The organism is Clostridium sp. AM58-1XD, assembly GCF_003464085.1.
GTDB lineage: Bacteria > Bacillota > Clostridia > Lachnospirales > Lachnospiraceae > Lachnoclostridium_A.
The window spans coordinates 1-19,296 of record NZ_QSDR01000036.1; the positions used below are offsets into that span (position 1 = coordinate 1).

General features: G+C 47.3%; 19 protein-coding genes. 4 read left to right on the plus strand and 15 right to left on the minus strand.

What is annotated here, in order from left to right:
- Positions 1-563: 563 nt before the first annotated feature.
- The 9 genes from DXA13_RS17610 to DXA13_RS17650 all read right to left on the minus strand — a co-directional run bounded on the left by DXA13_RS17610 (position 564) and on the right by DXA13_RS17650 (position 9,592).
- Positions 564-1,064 carry a QueT transporter family protein gene (locus DXA13_RS17610; RefSeq protein WP_118246382.1) on the minus strand — a complete coding sequence of 167 codons (501 nt, stop codon included), beginning with the start codon at positions 1,062-1,064 and terminating at the stop codon, positions 564-566.
- Positions 1,065-1,355: 291 nt separating this feature from the next.
- Positions 1,356-2,198, minus strand: coding sequence for a nucleoside phosphorylase (locus tag DXA13_RS17615; RefSeq protein WP_118246383.1), 843 nt, complete (start codon positions 2,196-2,198; stop codon positions 1,356-1,358).
- Positions 2,199-2,256: 58 nt separating this feature from the next.
- A complete protein-coding gene (locus tag DXA13_RS17620; protein ID WP_118246384.1) occupies positions 2,257-3,174 on the minus strand; it encodes an ABC transporter permease in 918 nt (305 codons plus the stop codon).
- Positions 3,174-4,277, minus strand: a complete 1,104-nt coding sequence (locus DXA13_RS17625; RefSeq protein ID WP_118246385.1) for an ABC transporter permease — start codon at positions 4,275-4,277, stop codon at positions 3,174-3,176. Before DXA13_RS17625 ends, DXA13_RS17620 begins: the two co-directional genes overlap by 1 nt.
- Entirely contained in the window at positions 4,274-5,803 is a 1,530-nt protein-coding gene (locus tag DXA13_RS17630; RefSeq protein WP_118246386.1) for an ABC transporter ATP-binding protein, read from the minus strand. Before DXA13_RS17630 ends, DXA13_RS17625 begins: the two co-directional genes overlap by 4 nt.
- A gap of 39 nt (positions 5,804-5,842) precedes the next feature.
- Positions 5,843-6,997, minus strand: a complete 1,155-nt coding sequence (locus tag DXA13_RS17635; protein ID WP_118246387.1) for a BMP family ABC transporter substrate-binding protein — start codon at positions 6,995-6,997, stop codon at positions 5,843-5,845.
- Between the two features lie 14 nt (positions 6,998-7,011).
- Positions 7,012-7,722 (minus strand): purine-nucleoside phosphorylase, encoded by a 711-nt coding sequence (gene deoD, locus DXA13_RS17640; RefSeq protein WP_118246388.1) that lies wholly within the window; start codon positions 7,720-7,722, stop codon positions 7,012-7,014.
- A 165-nt stretch (positions 7,723-7,887) separates the two neighbouring features.
- Positions 7,888-8,952: an S-methyl-5-thioribose-1-phosphate isomerase gene (gene mtnA, locus DXA13_RS17645; RefSeq protein ID WP_243009203.1), complete on the minus strand. Its 1,065-nt coding sequence runs from the start codon at positions 8,950-8,952 to the stop codon at positions 7,888-7,890.
- A 22-nt stretch (positions 8,953-8,974) separates the two neighbouring features.
- Positions 8,975-9,592 (minus strand): class II aldolase/adducin family protein, encoded by a 618-nt coding sequence (locus DXA13_RS17650; protein WP_118246390.1) that lies wholly within the window; start codon positions 9,590-9,592, stop codon positions 8,975-8,977.
- A 249-nt stretch (positions 9,593-9,841) separates the two neighbouring features.
- Between DXA13_RS17650 and DXA13_RS17655 the strand changes: the two genes are divergently transcribed.
- The 4 genes from DXA13_RS17655 (at position 9,842) to DXA13_RS17670 (ending at position 13,590) form a co-directional block, all read left to right on the plus strand.
- Positions 9,842-10,567: a GntR family transcriptional regulator gene (locus tag DXA13_RS17655; protein WP_118246391.1), complete on the plus strand. Its 726-nt coding sequence runs from the start codon at positions 9,842-9,844 to the stop codon at positions 10,565-10,567.
- A 325-nt stretch (positions 10,568-10,892) separates the two neighbouring features.
- Entirely contained in the window at positions 10,893-12,083 is a 1,191-nt protein-coding gene (locus tag DXA13_RS17660) for a hypothetical protein (protein WP_118246392.1), read from the plus strand.
- A 26-nt stretch (positions 12,084-12,109) separates the two neighbouring features.
- On the plus strand, positions 12,110-12,748 hold the full coding sequence (locus DXA13_RS17665) for an amidohydrolase family protein (RefSeq protein ID WP_118246393.1): 639 nt from the start codon (positions 12,110-12,112) through the stop codon (positions 12,746-12,748).
- A complete protein-coding gene (locus DXA13_RS17670) occupies positions 12,745-13,590 on the plus strand; it encodes an amidohydrolase family protein (RefSeq protein ID WP_118246394.1) in 846 nt (281 codons plus the stop codon). Before DXA13_RS17665 ends, DXA13_RS17670 begins: the two co-directional genes overlap by 4 nt.
- On the opposite strand, the gene DXA13_RS17675 is transcribed toward DXA13_RS17670, so the two are convergent.
- The 6 genes from DXA13_RS17675 to DXA13_RS17695 all read right to left on the minus strand — a co-directional run bounded on the left by DXA13_RS17675 (position 13,587) and on the right by DXA13_RS17695 (position 19,086).
- Positions 13,587-15,056 (minus strand): amidohydrolase family protein, encoded by a 1,470-nt coding sequence (locus tag DXA13_RS17675; RefSeq protein ID WP_118246395.1) that lies wholly within the window; start codon positions 15,054-15,056, stop codon positions 13,587-13,589. The two genes, DXA13_RS17670 and DXA13_RS17675, sit on opposite strands and share 4 nt — an antisense overlap.
- 23 nt (positions 15,057-15,079) lie before the next feature.
- A complete protein-coding gene (locus DXA13_RS17680) occupies positions 15,080-16,279 on the minus strand; it encodes a MalY/PatB family protein (protein ID WP_118246396.1) in 1,200 nt (399 codons plus the stop codon).
- Positions 16,280-16,300: 21 nt separating this feature from the next.
- Positions 16,301-17,518: a M24 family metallopeptidase gene (locus tag DXA13_RS17685; protein ID WP_181995731.1), complete on the minus strand. Its 1,218-nt coding sequence runs from the start codon at positions 17,516-17,518 to the stop codon at positions 16,301-16,303.
- Positions 17,519-17,535: 17 nt separating this feature from the next.
- Complete coding sequence (locus tag DXA13_RS22575) at positions 17,536-17,667, minus strand: hypothetical protein (protein WP_278287067.1); 132 nt, start codon at positions 17,665-17,667, stop codon at positions 17,536-17,538.
- A 14-nt stretch (positions 17,668-17,681) separates the two neighbouring features.
- A complete protein-coding gene (locus tag DXA13_RS17690; RefSeq protein WP_118246398.1) occupies positions 17,682-18,209 on the minus strand; it encodes a uracil-DNA glycosylase family protein in 528 nt (175 codons plus the stop codon).
- A gap of 391 nt (positions 18,210-18,600) precedes the next feature.
- The gene (locus tag DXA13_RS17695; RefSeq protein WP_118246399.1) at positions 18,601-19,086 is read right to left on the minus strand and encodes a MarR family transcriptional regulator; all 486 of its coding nucleotides are present in this window, start codon (positions 19,084-19,086) and stop codon (positions 18,601-18,603) included.
- Positions 19,087-19,296 lie beyond the last annotated feature (210 nt).

The following is a 19,296-nucleotide window of genomic DNA, read 5'->3' on the forward strand; positions in this document are numbered from 1 at the left end:
ACCTCAAATCAAGTCTGAGGCAACATTGTAGGAACTAAAGTTAATGAATTATTAAATAATTTATAATCAGGGGAGTCAACATTGTAGGAACTAAAGTTAATGAATTATTAAATAATTTATAATCAGGGGAGTCATGTCTGAAAATGTAATCGATTACATTTTCAACTTTAAAAATAAGATTCCATCTCTGAAATCATCTTATATCTATTTCTTAATCTGCTTTCAGTATAACAGGTCGCCGGAAAAAGTCAAGCTATTTTTTGTTAATTTTTACCTGTTTTTTGTCAATTTTTGCACTCTATTTGTCATTATATACATTATTGTGGCAGATTTTTAAGTTTTCCTTTTTATTTTGCCTTGATACCACTGCAAATCCACCGGTCCGGTTAAGCATTCTTTACAATTTCCTATGGTTTGCGCCTCCTGCAGCGGGCCGTTGCAGCGACATCGTTCCTGTAAAATAAAAACATGCCCACGATACCAGATGCAGCGGTTTGGCCACCGCATCGAAACGGAATCCGGTATCAAGGGCATGTCTGACTTTACTTTTCAACCATCTCTTTTTAAGCAAAATGCTTCCTGAAGATTATCATTTTATATTTGTCCAGTGTAACCATAAGCAGGTTTCCAAGCACTCCTACAGCCAGAATCTCTCCGATTCCAACCGTCACCATCAGATATACAATCATGGACTCGGAGCCATAAGCGTATCTGAGGACCCACGGAACAATGATCATGTTGGACAGGATCGGAGGAATGCAAACCAGCCGCTTATTCCGTCGCAGAGCATAAGATCCTGCCGCTCCGATCAAAGTGGCAGCACTTCCGAACACTACATCCAGCACAGCCGCTCCATACAGGAAATTGGATAAAAAGCATCCCAAAAACAGTCCTGGTATAGCCGCCGGCGTAAAATACGGCAGAATACAGAGAGCCTCGGATATACGAAACTGTACCGGGCCAAAGCTGATTGCCGAAAACGACATGGTAATCACCACATAAATTGCCGCGATCATGGCACTGTGAGCCATAAAATACACGGTCTTGTTACTTTTCTGAAGCATATTCAGTTCTCCTTTAGTTTTGTTTTAGGTGTGGAAGGTCTCGAACACACCGGTCATTTTGTGAAATCCCCGCTGAATCAGGGAGGTTCACGGCCTTATTGCTGTTAACAGAACCGCTCACGCCTGCCTGCTGCACGCTGTTTTACAGTCCCATTGACTGATCAAGTATAGCATCGGATAATCTGTTTATCAAGACTTATTTAAGCGCGCCTTTCCTCCTGTACTTTTTATGTTACGATTTCTCCGAAAAACTAAAAAATCTGTATTTTCCAAAGTTTTCCTGGCCCTGAATTATTTAATCAGCGAAAAGTATACGTGCTCTTTCCCCGCTTCTTTTTTCTTCTTGTCCCATTCCCACAGAAGCTGCATCGCCAGGTTTGCCACCTCCAGATTATGGTCCACACTGCTGCCGTCATACTGGAAGGAATTCTCCACGCGGTTTGCCACGACCGTAAAGATAGCACCCGCTCTCATTTTATAGAGCGAACTGATGGTCAGCACCGTAGCTGCTTCCATCTCGAAATTCAGGACGCCTGCCGCCTGCATATCAGGAAGCAGGTCTTTCATAAAGCTCTGGCTGTAGCCGTTATGTCCCGGACGTCCCTGACCGCAGAAGAACGAAGAGGCTGTATAACCGATCCCCACATGATAGCGGTGTCCCAGACGTTCTGCTGCCTCAATAAGAGCCATCGTCACCTCATAATTTGCAACAGCAGGGTAAGAATTCATCACATAGCCGTCGCTTGTACCTTCTTTTCTTACCGCTCCGGTACAAATGATCAGATCGCCGGGACGAATGTATTCCTGAATCGCTCCGCACGTACCTACGCGGATCAGCGTATCACATCCTATCTCCGCCAGGTCTTCCAGTGCGCTGGCTGTTGACCCGCCGCCGGCGCCGGTGGAACAGGCAGAGATATCCATATCTCCGATTTTACCCGTATATGTCACATGTTCTCTGTAATCTGCCACCAGATGACCGCTGTCCCACATGTCAGCGATCTTTCCTACCCGTTTCGGGTCACCCGGCAGGAGGCAGTAGCGGGCTACATCGCCTTTTCCACATTGTATATGATATTGTTTCCCGTCCTTGTCCGTAGGACGGGCTGCATTTTCCCATTCGTTATTTGCCATAATTTCCTCCTGGTTTTATGTCTGTCGCTATCTATCTGTCAAAATCTGTCTGCCGCTGTCAGCTTTCCACATGTTTTCCTACGCCTGCCGGTGCTTTACCGCCTTTCAGCCCGAATGTGATGACGAGCAGGGTAAATACGTACGGAGTCATCATTACCAGCTGAGACGGAAGAATACTCTGGAATACCGTCTGCAGGGAATCAAAGAATCCAAAGAATAAGCTGCCTGCCAGTGCTCCTGCCGGGTTATAACGGCCGAATGCATTGATAACTACGGCAATATATCCTCTGCCGGAAGTCATATCTTCTACAAACAGATTCATCTGTCCCAAAGAAAGGTAAGCGCCGCCAAGGCCTGCGAAAGCGCCGCTCATGGCTACTCCGAAGTATTTATAAGCACGTACGTTTAAGCCTACCGTACTGGCCGCCTGAGGATTTTCACTGACCATCCTCATTCTCAGACCGTATTTTGTCTTATAGAGGAAAATCCAGCTGACTATTACGAGAAAAATTGTAATAAAAAACAGGATATTCTGAGCGCCCAGTATTCTTCCGATAATGGGAATTTTCTCAAGCAGTCCCCAGTCAGGCTTTGCAAAAGCCGCTACACTCACGGATTTTCCGCTCATACCGAATATGACGTTCAGAAGAAGCGGCGTAACAGCGCCTGCCAGCAGGTTTACACACATACCGCTGATGGACGCATTCACCTTATAGGAGATGTGCATTACTGCATGAAGCATGGAAAAGACCGCGCCGAACAGGATGCCCGTCAGAAGTCCAAGCCACGCGTTGCCAGTGATCCAGGACCCCAGCACTGCAAAAAAAGAACCTGCCAGCATCATGCCTTCCAGACCCAGATCACTGACCCCGGCTCTCATGGAAAAGCATCCTCCCATAGCCGCTAGAATCAGCGGTACGGAACTGCGCAATGTGGATGCCAGAATGGAAAGAATCAAATCCATATTGAATTGCATCAGCTGTCACCTCCGTATGCCTCTTTTTTCTCCTGTTTCTTATTGGAAAACTTTTTGAATATCTTTAAGATTGCCTGAATCAAAGCCGGAGCTGCTACAAAGATAATGACCAGGACCTGAATGACATCTACAAATTCAACAGGAATCGATGTGGTCCTGTTCAGAGTGATCGTTCCGGCCTTCAGAATTCCGATCAGGAACGCCGACAAAATTACCCCGACCGGGCTGTATGCAGCAAGAGCCGCTACGGAAATACCTGCAAATCCATAACCGGAAGAAAATCCTTCTATAAACCGGTAGTTGACGCCGAGTACCATGGCTGCTCCGCCCAGACCGGCGACTGCTCCGCTGAGCGCAAATGTAATGAGGTATGTTCTTGGTACCGAAATACCCGCTACCTGGGCAGCTTTCAGATTCAGCCCCGTCACCTGAACTTCATATCCGAACACGGTCCGGTCCAACATGAACTGAAGCAGTATTGCAACCAGAATCACCACAAAGATGGCCACCGTCAGCTGCGTCTGCGGGATCAGTTTTGCCAGTTTCGCACTGTCTGCAATACGTTCTGTCTGTCCTACACCGCTTCCGGCGGGCTTTAACGGCCCGTTGGCCAGATAGCTGGTAAACAGCTGAATAATTTCATTTAGCATAAGAGTCATAATAATCTCATTGGCACCGAATTTCACTTTAGCCATTGCTACCAGAAGAGCTACCAGCCCGCCTGCCGCGAACGCGGCCAGCAGCGCCAGCGGAACGTGAATCGGCGCCGGCAGGTTCGTGATGTAAGCGCCTACCAGCGCTGCCGCCATCGCTCCTGCATAGAGCTGTCCTTCCGCTCCCGTATTGATCATACGCACCCGGTATGCCAGGGCAAAGGAAAGTCCGGTAAACATGATCGGCGTTGCCTGACTCAGGGAAAGGGCAAAGCCTTTTACCGTTCCCAAAGAAACGCCAAAGATCGCCTTATAGCTCTCCCATGGGGAGTAGCCGCTGGCAGCGATGAGTACCATTCCCAGCAGGAGGGAAAATACCAGCGCAAAGAAAGAATTGATAAACGCATGTTTCATCGCCGTGCTTTTTGCACTTTTTTCTTGCTGCTTCATGCCTCTGTCCCCTCCTCTACCATGGTGTGGCCGCCTGTCATCAAAAGTCCCATTTCTACTTCGTTCAACTCTCCCGGCATGCTTTCAGAAACGATCTCACCCTCATAGATTACCAGAAGTCTGTCGCTCAGTGTCCTTACCTCATCTAAGTCGGCGGAGATCAGCAGAATGGCCGCGCCCTTATCCCTCAGGCTGATCAGCTGGCTGTGGATATATTCCATTGCTCCGATATCCACGCCTCTTGTCGGATGGGCGATAATAATGGCTCTCGGATCTCTGCTGAAGGCTCTGGCAATAATGATCTTCTGCTGGTTACCGCCAGATAAGGATGACACCGCTGCTTCCACATTAGGCGCCTTTACCTGAAACTTTTCTTTTAATGTCTTCGCATACTGGAAAATATTCTTTTTCAGAAGAAGTCCGTCTTTTTTGCAGAAGTCATCTTCCCTGTGGTATCCCAGTATCATATTATCCATAATGGACATTTCCTTTACCAGTCCCATGGACAGGCGGTCCTCAGGAATATGTCCGATGCCCGCCTCCAGAAAGTCCCTGCAGTTTCCGCCCACAGGTTTTCCGTTTAATTCCAGTTTTATGGATTTCGGCTCTCTGAGGCCGGTCAGCGCTTCGATGAGCTGAGTCTGACCGTTGCCCTCGATCCCTGCAATCCCCAGGATCTCTCCGTGATGAATATCGAAAGAGACGTCCTTTACTTTTTCCTGCCCGTCTTCTTCTACCGTCAGATGCTCTACATGCACACAGATTTCACCGATGTGCTCTGCCGGACGGCGGGTCTGAAGATTTACTTCTCTTCCCACCATCATTTCTGACAGCTGCTTCGTCGTAACATCAGCAGGGTTTACATCGTCCACAACCAGGCGGCCGTCCCGCAGCACTACGACTCTGTCGGCCAGAGCCTTTGTCTCCTTCAGTTTATGAGTAATAATAATGATGCTTTTGCCGTCATCTCTCAGCCGTTTCAGGATGACAAACAAGTCGTCCACCTCGCTCGGCGTCAGAACGGCCGTGGGCTCATCCAGAATAATAACATCTGCTTTCCGATAGAGCACCTTCAGAATCTCCACTCTCTGCTGCTCACCAACAGAAAGCTTCTCCACTTTGACATCCGGATCAATATTAAAATGGAACTGGGATATCAACTCCTTCACCTGCTGCCTGGCCTTCTTCATATCCAGGAATGCCTGCTTGCCCGGCTCGCTGCCGGCTATGATGTTTTCTGTTACCGTAAATGCCGGAACCAGCATAAAATGCTGATGCACCATGCAGATTCCCTTCTCGATGGCATCTACCGGTTTTCTGAACTTTATCTGCTCGCCTCGGTAAAAGATTTCTCCGGAACTCGGCGGGGTCATTCCATATAATATCTTCATCAGCGTCGTTTTACCTGCGCCGTTCTCTCCTAATAATGAAACGATCTCGTGCTCATGGAGTGTAAAATCCACTTCGCTCAGAGCCGTCGTTCCCGGATAGATTTTCGTAATCTTTTCCATCCGTATCAGTTCCATCTTCTGTCACCTCCGAATCTGATGCTCCATACTCAGCTGTTACTGCGCCAACTGGTTTTCTTTCGCCCAGGCATCCACCTGATCCAGATCGGTCGGAAGCACCAGCTTGCCGTCTGCGATCTGCTGCCTTGTATCTTCAAGAATCTTTGTGATATCGTCCGGAATCTGTACATCCAGTCCTTCTACGTCGTAATCACAGATGCCTTCCGGAATACCTACCAGCTTGGAACCAGGTGCCCATGTACCGTCTGCCAGCATCTGGATCTCTTCTACGATGAACAGCCATACCTTCTTACATGATGTGCTCAGGCTGTGTTTTGGATCTGCCATTGCAAGTGATGTGCCGATCACGTAACGATTTTTCTCTTCTGCTGCATAGAAAACGCCCTGTGTAGAGCTGCCTGCATTGGCGCTGACGATATCTGCGCCTCTTTCATACATAACGAGTGCCAGTTCTTTCGCCGTAGCAGGATCGCTGTAACCGCCAATATAATTTGTAAGCACTTCCACATCCGGGTTCGCATATTTTGCGCCTGCAACGAAGCCGGCTGCCTGTCCTCTGGAGGTAGGTGTATCCATTGCGATACAGAATCCTACAATATTTTCAGGATTACTGAGCGGGAATCTGTCGTCTTTTGTAGCCAGACCCGCCAGAACGCCTGATAAGAAATGCTGATCCGGGTAGGAAGCAGCCAGACAGTTGATATTGTCATATCCTTCTATTACCGTATCCAGCATACAGAATTTCTGGTCCGGATAGTCTTCCGCCACCATCTGAAGGGCATCCGCCTGTTCTGTGCTGATCGCGATGATAACGTCATATTCTTCTGCATCCGCATACATACGCAGCTGTGTTTCAAATTCAGATACATCCTTAGGCTCGCAGTAATCAAAGGTACATCCAAACTGCTCTACTGCCATCTCACATCCCTGGTATACTTCGTCGTTGTAGCCGTTGTCGCCTAAACCGCCCGTTCCAAAGATAACGGCAAATTTAATATCGCTTCCAGCCTTCTCCGACTGGCCTTCTGTCTTTTCTGCTGTTTCCTCCGCTTTCTCTGTCTCCTCTTTTTTCGCCTCTGTCTTAGCCTGTGTTGTCTCTTCTTTCGGGGCAGATGTAGTCATTCCACATCCGGACAACGCGGCGATTCCCATGGACAGTGCCAGTGCCAGGCTTAATACTTTTTTCTTCATTTTCTTCTCCTCCGTTAGACCATTTCTAATGCGATTTCCATCATATTGGTAAAGCTGTTCTGTCTCTCCTGCGCTGTCGTCTTATCTCCTCTCACAATGTGATCAGAGACGGTGAGGATTCCCAGCGCATTCTTTCCTGCTGCTGCCGCTACAATATAAAGAGCGGCGATTTCCATCTCAACAGATAAAATGCCCATATCCTTCCACTTCAGCTGACAGTCGTCTGCCGGATAAAAGACATCCGTGGAAAGGACATTGCCCACGCGGTAAGGCACTCCCAGCTTTTCCGCGCTCTCTACCGCCTTTTTAAGAAGCTGGTAAGAGGGGATCGCCGAAAAGGTCCCCGACAAGTGGAACTGGTTGATATAAGGTGTATCGTAGCAGGCGCCCATGGCAATAATGATGTCTTTGAGCTTTAAATCCGGCGCCAATCCTCCAGTCGTTCCCACGCGGATGATGTTTTCCACATCATATAAATGATACAGCTCATAAGCGTGGACCGCCATGCTGGGAGAACCAATTCCGTGTGCCATGACAGACACCGGTTTTCCTTTGTAGGTTCCCGTGTAAGCATACATACAGCGGATTTCATTAATCTGTTTCACATCGTCCAAGTATGTTTCTGCAATATACTTTGCCCTCAGTGGATCTCCGGGCATCAAAACGGTCTTTGCAAATTCCCCCGGCGCTGCGCCGATATGGTGGGTTGGTGCGGTTAATCCCATGTTTGTTCCTCCTTAAACCTTATCGTTTTGTAGTAAATATTTCCTGCGGGTAACTATTTTTTATCCCGCTCGATTCCTCGCTTCATAAAAACAGGCGGGTATCGGCTTGACCTGACGGTCAAGCCGCAGCAAATAGTTCCGCGCTTTTCCTGCGCGTAACTATTTTCATTTTAACTTTGCCAGGTTTTCTGTGTATGGGGCGCGGATAACGCCTGCTTCTGTGATAATCCCGCTGATCATCTCGTTCGGCGTCACGTCAAAAGCAGGATAGAGCGCCTCCGTATTTGCTGCCGTAATGAGCTGACCGTTTAAATGTGTCACCTCGCTGCCCGGACGGTATTCCACACCCATGTCCATTCCGCTCTTCAGAGAGAAATCGATCGTATGGGAAGAAGTCGCCGTGTAAAATGGGACTCCGTTTTCTCTGGCTGCTACGGCATGCATATACGTTCCGATTTTATTAATTAAGTCCCCATTGGCAGCTACTCTGTCTGACCCTACAACTACCTTCTGAATCTTTCCCAGGCGCATCAGGTATCCAGACATGCCATCTGTAATCAGCGTGTGCTGGATTCCGAACTTCTCCAGTTCATATGCAGTAATCCTGGCGCCCTGGAGATATGGCCTCGTCTCACATGTATATACGTGAATTTTCTTTCCCTGCAGATGGGCTGTTCTGATTACTGACAGCGCCCGTCCTCCAAAACCGGATCCTGCGAGGGCCCCGGAATGGCAGTGTGTCAATATCGTGTCTCCATCCTCAATTACCTTTGCACCGTTTCTGCCCAGCTGGTGTTCAAACTCAAGCTGTTCTTTCAATATCTCACAAGCACGCGCTTCAAATAATTCAGGAAATTCTTCTTTTGAACATTGTTCTGTAAACGAAATAAGTCCGTCTACCGTTTTCATCAGATTGACTGCTGTCGGCCTCGTTGATTTCAGTTCTAAACCGGCGCGGATAACCGCCTCTTTATCTCCGTTCGTATTCATGGATTCCAGCAGCATGCCATATACACCGGCAATGCCAATAGCTCCTGAACCTCTGATTGACATATCTTTTATCGCATTGGCCAGCTGGCTCACTTCTGTAATTTCCACTACCGGCGCTTCCTTTGGAAGTTTCAGCTGGTCTACCATACACAGGTGGTTCCCCTCTGCCCATATGGGCATCAGAAGTCCTTCTTCCTTCCACTCTTGTGTTATCTGATCTATTTTTTTCACTGTTTTCATCCTCTCTATCGACTATCCGTACTTATACGTTGAACAGCTCTCTGAATTTCTCTCTGCTCTGGGCGATCTGGACCTGAATACATGCCTGTTTTGCCGTTTGTTCGATCAGGTCCACCACGTTGTATGCAGCTTCCAAGGATACCCCTGCTGCGCAGACGCCGTGTTCCTTCATGAGGATTCCTTTGCTCTCAGGATATTTACGAAACGCTTCAATTACATAGTTTTTCAGTTCTTCACTTCCAGCCGGCGCAGATTCGATATACGGAACATGTCCCACAACCTTTCTCACCGTTACAGACGTAAACGGAAGTTCAATGTCATTATTTGCAAGAGCAATCGCATAGTTTGGATGGCAGTGGATAAATGCATTCATATCAGTCCTGAGCTTTAACACCCCAAGATGGAACCCAGCTTCCTTGGACGGCTTACCGTCTCCATATACGACATTTCCATCTTCATCGATAATTAATACATCCTTCTCTGTCATCACTCTCATGTTTACTGCTGTTTTCTTAATTGCAAAAAGATTAGTACCCGGCACACGACAGCTTAAATTGCCGCCCGATGCCTGCGTATAACCTTTTTCGTATACGAAGTGGCAGAACGACGCCACTTCTTGGCGGACTTCTTTAAAATCCATATTTCTTACCTCCCGGTTGTATTGTTGGACGTCCAACCACTCGTGTTTAATTCGATGATATCATAGGGCTTTTCTTATGTCAATTGTATATTTTTTATTAATTACGCCTTTTCTTTTTGGTTGTTTTCACAATTGCTCTGCCCATTTTTATCCTTTTCTCCCGGCGCTATTGCTTGACAAAGTAATTTCTGCTGGATATACTCAAAGTGCAATCATAGTTGCATGACACTACCGAAGGAGTAAAATCAAATGAAGCTGACGAGCAAAACCCTGTCTTCACAGGTAAAAGAGGCCGTATTAGGCATGATTAATCAATCTGAATTTATGGACAAGCTGCCATCCGAACAGGATTTGGCCGCTCAATTGGGTGTCAGCAGAAATACAGTCAGAGAGGCCCTGAAAGCGCTGGAAAATGAAGGACTTGTTATCTCCCGCCACGGGATCGGAACCTTTGTAACCAGGTATAACGGCAACCAGAACATCCGTTATAATATCTCAGCCCTGGACAGTACGACGAAAATCATATCTGAGCACGGATACCGTCATGGCACAAAGAGTGTGTATTTCGACGTCCGAATGGCCTCTGAGGATATATCGAAAAAGCTGGGGAGCGATACCCCTGTCAAAATACTGTATGTAGAGAGGGTCAGAACAGCGGACGATATCCCCATTGTTTTTGTGGAAGACTACATACCATATGCGGACGGCATGCTGGAGGAATTTTCCGGCCAGGGAGATCCATCTCTTTTCCAGTTTATCAACCGTTATGCGCCTGTTTCCTTTGCCAACTGTTCGATCCATGCAGTGCTCAGTGACGCCCGCCTGATGGAAAAATTGTCCCTGACAGAACCAAAGGCTCTCCTTCTCCTGCAGCAGATCCACTATGCCTCAAAAGGAAGTCCTGTTCTCTATTCAGACAGCTATTTTATTACGGAAAAGCTGGAATTTAATCTCATCCGCAGATGTGTGGAGTAATCCAAACCGTTAATTTCAATATCAGGAGAGGAAAATGATCCAGCCTCCAAAATCAGCCCTGCCCTCTTAATCTCAGATTTCATATTGACGTCCCAGCCAGATCATCCCTTCTGGTCTGAGGCGTTTCTTTATCATCTTCTGCACCTCTAATTCCGCATTTTTCACATGCCGAAAAAACGCTCAGAAAACAGATTGACATCATGTATTTTTTTTGATACATTAAAGGTAGGACGACCAACGTGTTAGGAACTGTCAATATTTTCAGGTCAAAATGTGTTGCTTTTGGCCTGTTCATCTCTTAATCTGAGAGGAGACTTTGCTGCACATGATGAACTATCTATACCTGCAGAGCCAGCTTCAGACCGGCCCGGAGCTGGCTGAAAAAGCGGCATCTTTATTTCAATACCTATCGGAACGGACCGGCGATACATATCGCGCTGCCGATGCGGCGCAAGTGGCTGGGGAACCTGTATCTGTCGTATATGTGGCGTCCGGCGGTACTGCCGGTGCTTTTAGAGACGCGCTCTCAAGCCTGAAGGAGCCCATTCTCATTATCACCAGCGGCAGTGATAACTCTCTGTCCGCCTCCATGGAAATGATGACGTATCTGGCTAACCTCGGGCTCAAGGGACGCCTGCTTCACGGAAGCCAGGAAGAAATTGCCACCACTTTCTGCCATGCACTGAACGCTGCAAAGACAAGGCATTCCTTGCATGGAATGCGCCTTGGGCTTGTTGGGAAACCATCTGACTGGCTGATTTCTACCGAAATGAACTATGACCTTCTGAAAGAAAAAACGGGTATTGAAGTGGTGGAGATCGGCATGCCTGAACTTTTAGAGGAGATTGCAAAACAATCATACCCGGACAGTGAAATATGCCGCAGCCTGTTGGACCAGGATTTCGATACGGAACAGGTAAAACAGGCTCTGGAAATATACGGTGCCTTTAGCAGGCTGGTGGAACGATATCATCTGAACGGCTTTTCTGTACGCTGCTTCGATCTTCTTACGGCAGTTAAAAACACAGGCTGTCTCGGTCTTGCACTATTGAATCAGGAAGGAATCTACAGCGGATGCGAAGGAGATTTGCCTTCTCTGATTTCCATGGCGATTCTGGGAGAAATTTCCGGACAGCCGGTATTCCAGTGCAATCCATCCAGGGCAGACAGCAAAACGGACGATATTATCTTTGCGCACTGTACGCTTCCACTGAATATGCCGGTGCGCTACCACCTGGATACACATTTTGAATCAGGAATCGGCGTCGCCATTGCCGGAGATATTCCACCAGGCAGAGCGACCGTATTCAAAGCGACAGGAATGCTGGACCGCTGCTTTATTTCCGGCGCTGAAATCGAGGAGAGTCTTCACGAATGCGACCTCTGCCGCAGCCAGATCCGTCTTCACTGCGACGCAGGTGTAAACCAATTTTTCCATACGCCTGTAGGCAACCACTATCTTGTATGTATGGGGGATTACGCGGAAGACTTACGCGAATTTATCGCCATGTTTTAAAGGATGCAGCAAAAAAGCTGCCGTAGTTGTTCCTGCCAATTATTCGGAAAGGGTTCAGTTTAAATCATGTTACTGCAAAATGGAAATTTACTTCAATTAAAAATACGGATATCACCTTCTTAAAAGGTGATATCCGTATTGAGGATCAGGAGATAAAAGCGTGCGCTCCTCTGCTCCCTCCCAATCCTGATGAAGAGTGCCTGGATCTGGATGGTGATTATGTCCTGCCTGGCATGGTAAACAGCCACTGCCATTCCTATACCAGCCTTCTGAGAGGAGCATCCTTTGGAGAGCCGCTGGAGATCTGGTCGGCTGACACCATCGCCCTGGGCGGCGCTCTTTCAGCGGAAGACATGGCGCTCTCCACTGCTCTTGGAATCTGCGAGATGATTCGGGACGGAGTCACTTCCTGCGTTGATCACCTGCCACATCTGAAGACAGCAGGCACGGCCGCCGAAGTATACAAAAAATCATCGTTTCGCGCCGCACTGGCTCCAATGCTTCATAACTTAAAAGATTCTGATATACTGGCCGGAATGGAGGAGACCTTATCGGGAGAGCCTGTCAATTCCCCTTCCCCGTTTCCAGCTGTTTCAGAATTTGTGGACTTCTATGAAGACTTTATCAGAAAATACCATGATCCCCAAAGCGGCCTCAGGTTATGACCGGCATCAACTCTCCCCAACGGGCGGATGATCCGCTCCTTGGTGCAGCTGCCGATCTTTCATCCAGATATCATCTATCTGTTCACTGTCACCTGCTGGAAACAAGGTGGCAGAAAATGTCTGCCCGGAAGGCGGGTATCTCACCCCTTGAAAAGCTGGACAGATATTCCCTGCTCCATGAGCATACTTCTCTGGCTCACTGCATCTGGATGGATGATAAAGAACTGGACCTGATGGCCAAACGCCGGGCGATTCCTGTGTCAAATCCGTCCAGCAATCTCTTCTTGGGAAGCGGCGTATTTCCTGCCGGACGCTGCCTTGAACGCGGGATACTTCCCGCTTTGGGGTCCGACGGAGTTAACTGTGCTTCCAGTAACAATATGATGGACGTCCTGCGTACCTTCCTGTTTTTACAGCGTTCCTGCGAGCCGGACTGGCGACGCTGGATATCCGGAGCAGATGCCTGGTCCATGGTCACAGCCAGAGGGCGCCAGGTCCTGAACATGAAATCGGACGCTGCCGAGAAAAACCTGCTCTCTCCCGGCCAGCCGGCCGATCTGGCTGTCGCCGATAAAAACAGTTTTCTGAACATCTCCGCCAATTTTCTGCCAAACCAGCTCCTGTTTCACAACCATCCAGTTTTCCGCCACGTTATGATCGGAGGAAAATTCGTCATGAAGGACGGAAAGATCACTGTCATTGACGAAGACGGGCTGGGACGCGAGATCGGCGAGAGGAAAAACGATCTGGACAGGCGTTTCACGGAAGCTCTCAGAAAGGCACGGCCGGACAAAGAGCTGTTTGCGCGCCGTTATCAGGAGATCTTCACATCCCCCGGCTAATACCGCTTTCTATCACAGTACATCCTGGCATGTCCCCAGAATGTATCACAAGGTTCCAGAAACTTTTCAGCTCCTGCACGGCGGATGGTCTCCAAAGATTCCTTTTGCGCCTCTTCGATCACGGCTTCCTCGTCAGCGGAAATCACCCGCCTGTTTTCCATCAGCAGACGGCCGTTGACAATCGTGTGGTCCACATCCTGACCGGCTGCATACAGCATCAGTTTGTGTACCGGCATAAAGGACGGCGTCAGATGGGGCTGATTCATGTTCACAGTGATGATATCCGCCTTCTTCCCCGCTTCCAGCGAGCCGATCTCATCATCCCAGCCAATGGCTTTGGCCGCATCGATAGTAATCATCTCCAGAGTTTTTCCCAGCGGAAGACTGAATCGGTCTCTCAGCGCTACCTGATGTGCCAGCTGAAGTTTCCGAGCTGCCATCAGAAGGTCAAAAGACATACCGGGAGAGGTGCCGTCCGTAGCGATCGCTACATTGACTCCCATTTCCACAAGCTCCGGGACGGGGCAGCGGTTCATCAGCTGGAACGCTCCCGGTGAACTGCTGACATTTGTATTTGTCTCCGCCAGAATTTTCATCTCATCCATGGACAATCCCAGACAATGATGAAGGTGGACATCCGGTCCGAATAAAGCATTCGGGTCTTTCTCTGCCAGGCGGATCATGCCGCCGAAGGCTTCCGTATGTATTCTGGTCTTATGTTTCTTTGCGATTTCCCTCACCCTTCTCATCATATATCGGTCCGTATCAGTCAACTCAGCCGCTGCATCCGGAGGCGTCAGATTGGAACCGTCTACAGATCCTACCAGCACAAATGGAGCAATAAATGCCCGGATACGGTCATCAAATGTATGATTTACAGCCTGGATCGCTTTTTCCGCTCCTTCTAAAAGCTCATCGAGGGTAAATCCTTTTTCCTTTCTCACACCATTTTCCAGGCGTGTAAACGATCTGGGATAAGGCGGATTGGAAGGACCGACAGCTACGATTTCCCTGATTCCCATTTCCCCGTATCCTCTGGCATGATTTACCGCGAATACAGGATCATCGCTGCGCTGAGCATTGCTCATAACGCTGACGCCGCAGGTAACGCCGAATTTCAGTCGTTCCAGGGCCGCCAGTTTCCCCTCTTTATACCAGAACTCATCCGTTGTATTGTGATGGTATATGTTCGTCAATATAGGCATCCAGTAAGAAAGCGTATCATACGCCAGGCCCTTTAGCATGCAGTGGCCTGCATGGGAATGCACATCAATAAGGCCCGGAAGGATCAGCTTTTTCTCACAGTTGATCACTTTTTTCGCATCCGGATATTTCTTTTCCAGTTCTTCCGTTAAGCCTACAGCCGCAATTCTGTCACCTTCTATAGCGACCGCTCCGTCTTCCAGAATCCTTCTGCCCGGATCCATTGTAATTACAGTTCCATGTGTCAATAACAGATCTGCCATTATTTTCCCTCCATAATTTCAGCTCACGCTCCAGCAGCTTTTACCGCCCGTTCCAGCCTGGACATCCCTTCTTCCACAATCATTCTGGGGCATGCCACATTCATTCTCATAAACCCCGCGCCGTCCTCCCCAAACCACCAGCCTGGGTTCAGAATTACTTTTGCTTTCTCCATTACCAGCCGGTCGAGGTCTTGATCAGACAGGCCCAGCGCCCGGAAATCGATCCATGTCAGATATGTTCCTTCCGGTTTTTCCATGGAAACACCCGGAATTCTGTCGTGGATATAATCATATACATAATCGATATTTCCCTGGAGATAAGGAATCAGCTCTTCTACATAAGGTTCCCCATACCGGTAGGCCGTCTCGCCGGCGACTGCTCCGAAAGCAGCCAGAGGATTGGCAAAACCGGCGCAGACCACCTGATCCCAGAAGCGTTTTCTAATATCGTCATTCGGAATCACCGCCGCGGCTGCGTTCGTACACGCAAGATTAAATGTTTTTCCAGGAGCGTATGTGGTGATGCTGTTCTGTTCCGCCTCAGCGGATATGGAAGCAATCGGTGTATGTTTGTTGTCCCCAAAAACAATATCTGCGTGTATCTCGTCCGAAAACAGAATCACATCGTTTTTTCCGCATATTTGCGCTATCTGTTTCAGTTCTTCTTTTGTCCATACACGGCCGATCGGATTGTGGGGGCTGCACATCATAATCATTTTTGTCCGCGGTTCCTCTGCAGCTCTTTCCAGGCTGTCAAAATCTATTTCATACTTTCCATGTTTCTCCAGCAGAGGAATATTCCTGTTTATACGGCCGTTGTTGATGATTGCATTCGTTATAGGATAGTATACAGGAGAAAATGTCAATATCTGGTCTCCCGGGCGGGTTACTGCACGAATAGCAAAGCTCATGGCCGGAACTACGCCCGGACTCACCACTGCCCACTCTTCTTTAGCGTTCCAGCAATAACGCTTCTCTACCCATGCCAGGAGAGCTCTGACAAACTGATCCGATCCCTTTGCAGAATTATATCCATAAATTCCGTGGCGGGCTCTCCTCACCATTGCATCAATTACTTCCGGCGGTGAAAGAAAATCCATATCGGCAATCCACATAGGAATTGCGCCTTTTGTATCAAGTTCCGGAAATTCCCCCTCAAATCCCTCCCATTTTGTGCTGTTAAAATCGTTTCTATCTATGATACTGTCAAAGTTATATTTCATTATAAGCCTTCCTGCCTTTTCCTATTTCGGTACGAATAAACTGCGGTTTATATGTGTAAACAATTCGTAACCGTTTTCTGTAATAACCATGGTATCCTCGAATCCATAAGAACCATTTTCCGAACTGTAATAAGGCACTTCAAAAGATAATACCATGCCCGGTTCAAATACTTCCTTGCAGCCGGGAGCAATCTTTGGATTATCCGGCGCCGTCGGCCCAATGCTCAGTGAATGGCCGAAGTGGCCTCTTACAAAGTTAGGAATGGCCCCGTTTCGGCAGACATCCATAGCAGCATGAAATGCATCACACATCTTCACCCCCGGTGCAATGACCTCCAAAAGTTTGTCATATGCAGCCAGCAGGGTATCAAACAGCTCCTGTTTTCTCTGGGACACCGTTGCTCCCACTGCATAAGTTCGTCCTAAATCCGACAAATATCCATAGATGGATACGCCGCCGTCCAGCCTGACGATATCCCCTTCTGCCAGCGGCGTTTCCCTCGGAAGCATGGAAACAGAGAAATCCTTTCCCGGTGTGTGTACCTGATTTACCATGGTAATTTCGTGCCCGCCCGTCACTTCGTACGCAGCCTGATACCATATTTTCATCAAATCCGCTTCCGTCATGCCGATTTCTGTGGATTTCATGGTCATATTCATCATCTGCTCGGCTACCTGTGCCGAATACCGCATAACGTCTACCTCCCACGGCAGCTTAATTCTTCTGATATCACAGATGAACTGAGACAGATTTACCAGATTTTCCTCCCCGAAGTTCTCAACAAAGAACGGGTAGATTGTACATGGAATTTCATACTTTTCCACCCCGACTCTTGGATTATCCTTTTGGGATTTTACCAGCTCAAAGGCGATGCGGAATGTCTTATATGGATCCGGCGCCGGAGGTTTTGCCGCCTCTTCTGCGTCATAATAATCCTCTATATACATGGCAATCGGAAATGAATATACGTCTACGTCACCTTTTGTCTGCTGTTCCGCCGATCTCTGTTCAAACTGGTTGCATACGACAGCAGCCTTCCCGGACGCCGGCACTACAGCTACGCTGCTGCCGCAGCTTCTTCCAAGATAACTCCACGGCAGGAAACCTGTTGCATACATAATATTTTCCGGCGTTGTCAGGATCAGGGCATCCAGTCCCTCCCGTTCCATTTTCTCCTGCAGCTTCTCCTGAAACAGGATCTGCTGCCTTCTCTCTAAAAAAGACTGTTTCTTTTCCATATAATAATCCTCCGCAATTATTTGATGTTTTCTTTCAGAGCAGCCTTTACCTTTGCTGCTCTTCGGACGCATGTGTCCGGAACTTCAGGTATTGAACCTGAAAGATATACTTCCCTTGCCTGTTTTAGCCTTGCCGCAAACCGCTCCATAGAAATTTCTCCATTTACAACGGCAGAAATATGTACCATCGGCAGAACTGCATGACCTCATATGTATAAATCTCATTCATTGCCGTTTCCGGATTGTCTATAATTCCCATTCTTCTGAGAGACGGGGCTCCTGTAGGCACAATTACCGCACGGTCCGGTATGAGCTCCAATGCTTTTTCAAAATTATCAAAGCAATAGTAGATCTCTTCGTCTGCCGGCGGATGATCCGGTGTGTGCATACAGCAGCACGCATTAAACAGCAGAATTCCACATTCCATTAACCCCTGCTCTTTAAACATCTTTCTGCAGAGCTGGTCTTCTTCACTGGCAAAAGGATGTCCGGCTTTCCATTCTGCTTCTCCAGGGCTTAAACCTAAAAATACAATTCCGACCTCTTCACATTCGTCGGTCAGCGGTTCAAATAATACGATATTTTTATTATTGCTGCATTTCCTGCAATTCTTTTCCAGATTATCATATATAAATGTTTTGATCTGGTCAAATCCCTTCTCCATATTCTGTTTGCGCTTTTGGACCTGCAAAAACGCAGTCCACCTCCTCTGCACGGCCTGCTTAACGTTTCAATCAATGATATTTTGCATTATAAATCATTTTATCCTTCAATTTCGCCTCGCCTTCAAATAGTTAAGCTGCCGTATTATTTTTTCTCAATACTAATCTTATTTTTTATATATGTCAATATATATGTGTGTAATTTAAATATATTTGTATATTTATAACAATTTTACGATTCACTTTTTGTATATTAGTTTAGTATCTTAACATATTTTTACGAGATTTATTGTCCTATCAATACTTCCGGTATAAGAACAAGGTCTTTCCCGGAAAGCAAAAAAGTTTGAGCCTGATTTATTAACCTTAAATCAAACTCAAACTTTTCGCACCCTTGCAAACCTTTATATCACCCGGCGCCTACTCTTCAAACAAATGAATATAAGACTCCAGCACCTTATAGAACGTATCAATCTCATCATAAGTACATGTTTTAAGCAGGTCCTCCAGCGTATGACTGATCTCCACCAGATCATATGCTTTATGTGCAGCACTCAGTTTCCGTCCTTCTTCCGTTACATATAATTCATACACCTTTTTATTGTTCTCACTGACCGTCCTGGTGATTAATCCTCTGGATTCCAGTTTTCCCACCGTCTGGGACACCGCACTTTTCGTGCGCCTCCAGTAATTAGCCAGCTGTGTAACCGTAATCCCGGGATTATCATAGATCTGGGTAAGCGTGTGAACTTCTACCATAGATACCATATTTCCCGTTCCATAATCCTTTGAAGAAGAAAGATAATTGCTATAAAGCAATACAAACTTATAAAGCAGATCTGCTTTGACTACCAAATTTTTTGTCAAATCCTCCAAGGTGAAATCCCGTCCCGCGCCGTCATTCATATATTTAGCTCCTTAACTTTTATATCTTTTTTTCTAAGTATATAGTACGTTTTTTTTCTATATTTTGTCAATATTTTTTCATTTTCGGAGGATTTATTCTATTTTTTTTGCTTGACACGGCATTTCGCACGTGATATTGTTAAGGTGCATTATAAATCAAATCTAATATTCCCCTTCAATTTCTTCACATTAATTTGAGGAGGATTCACT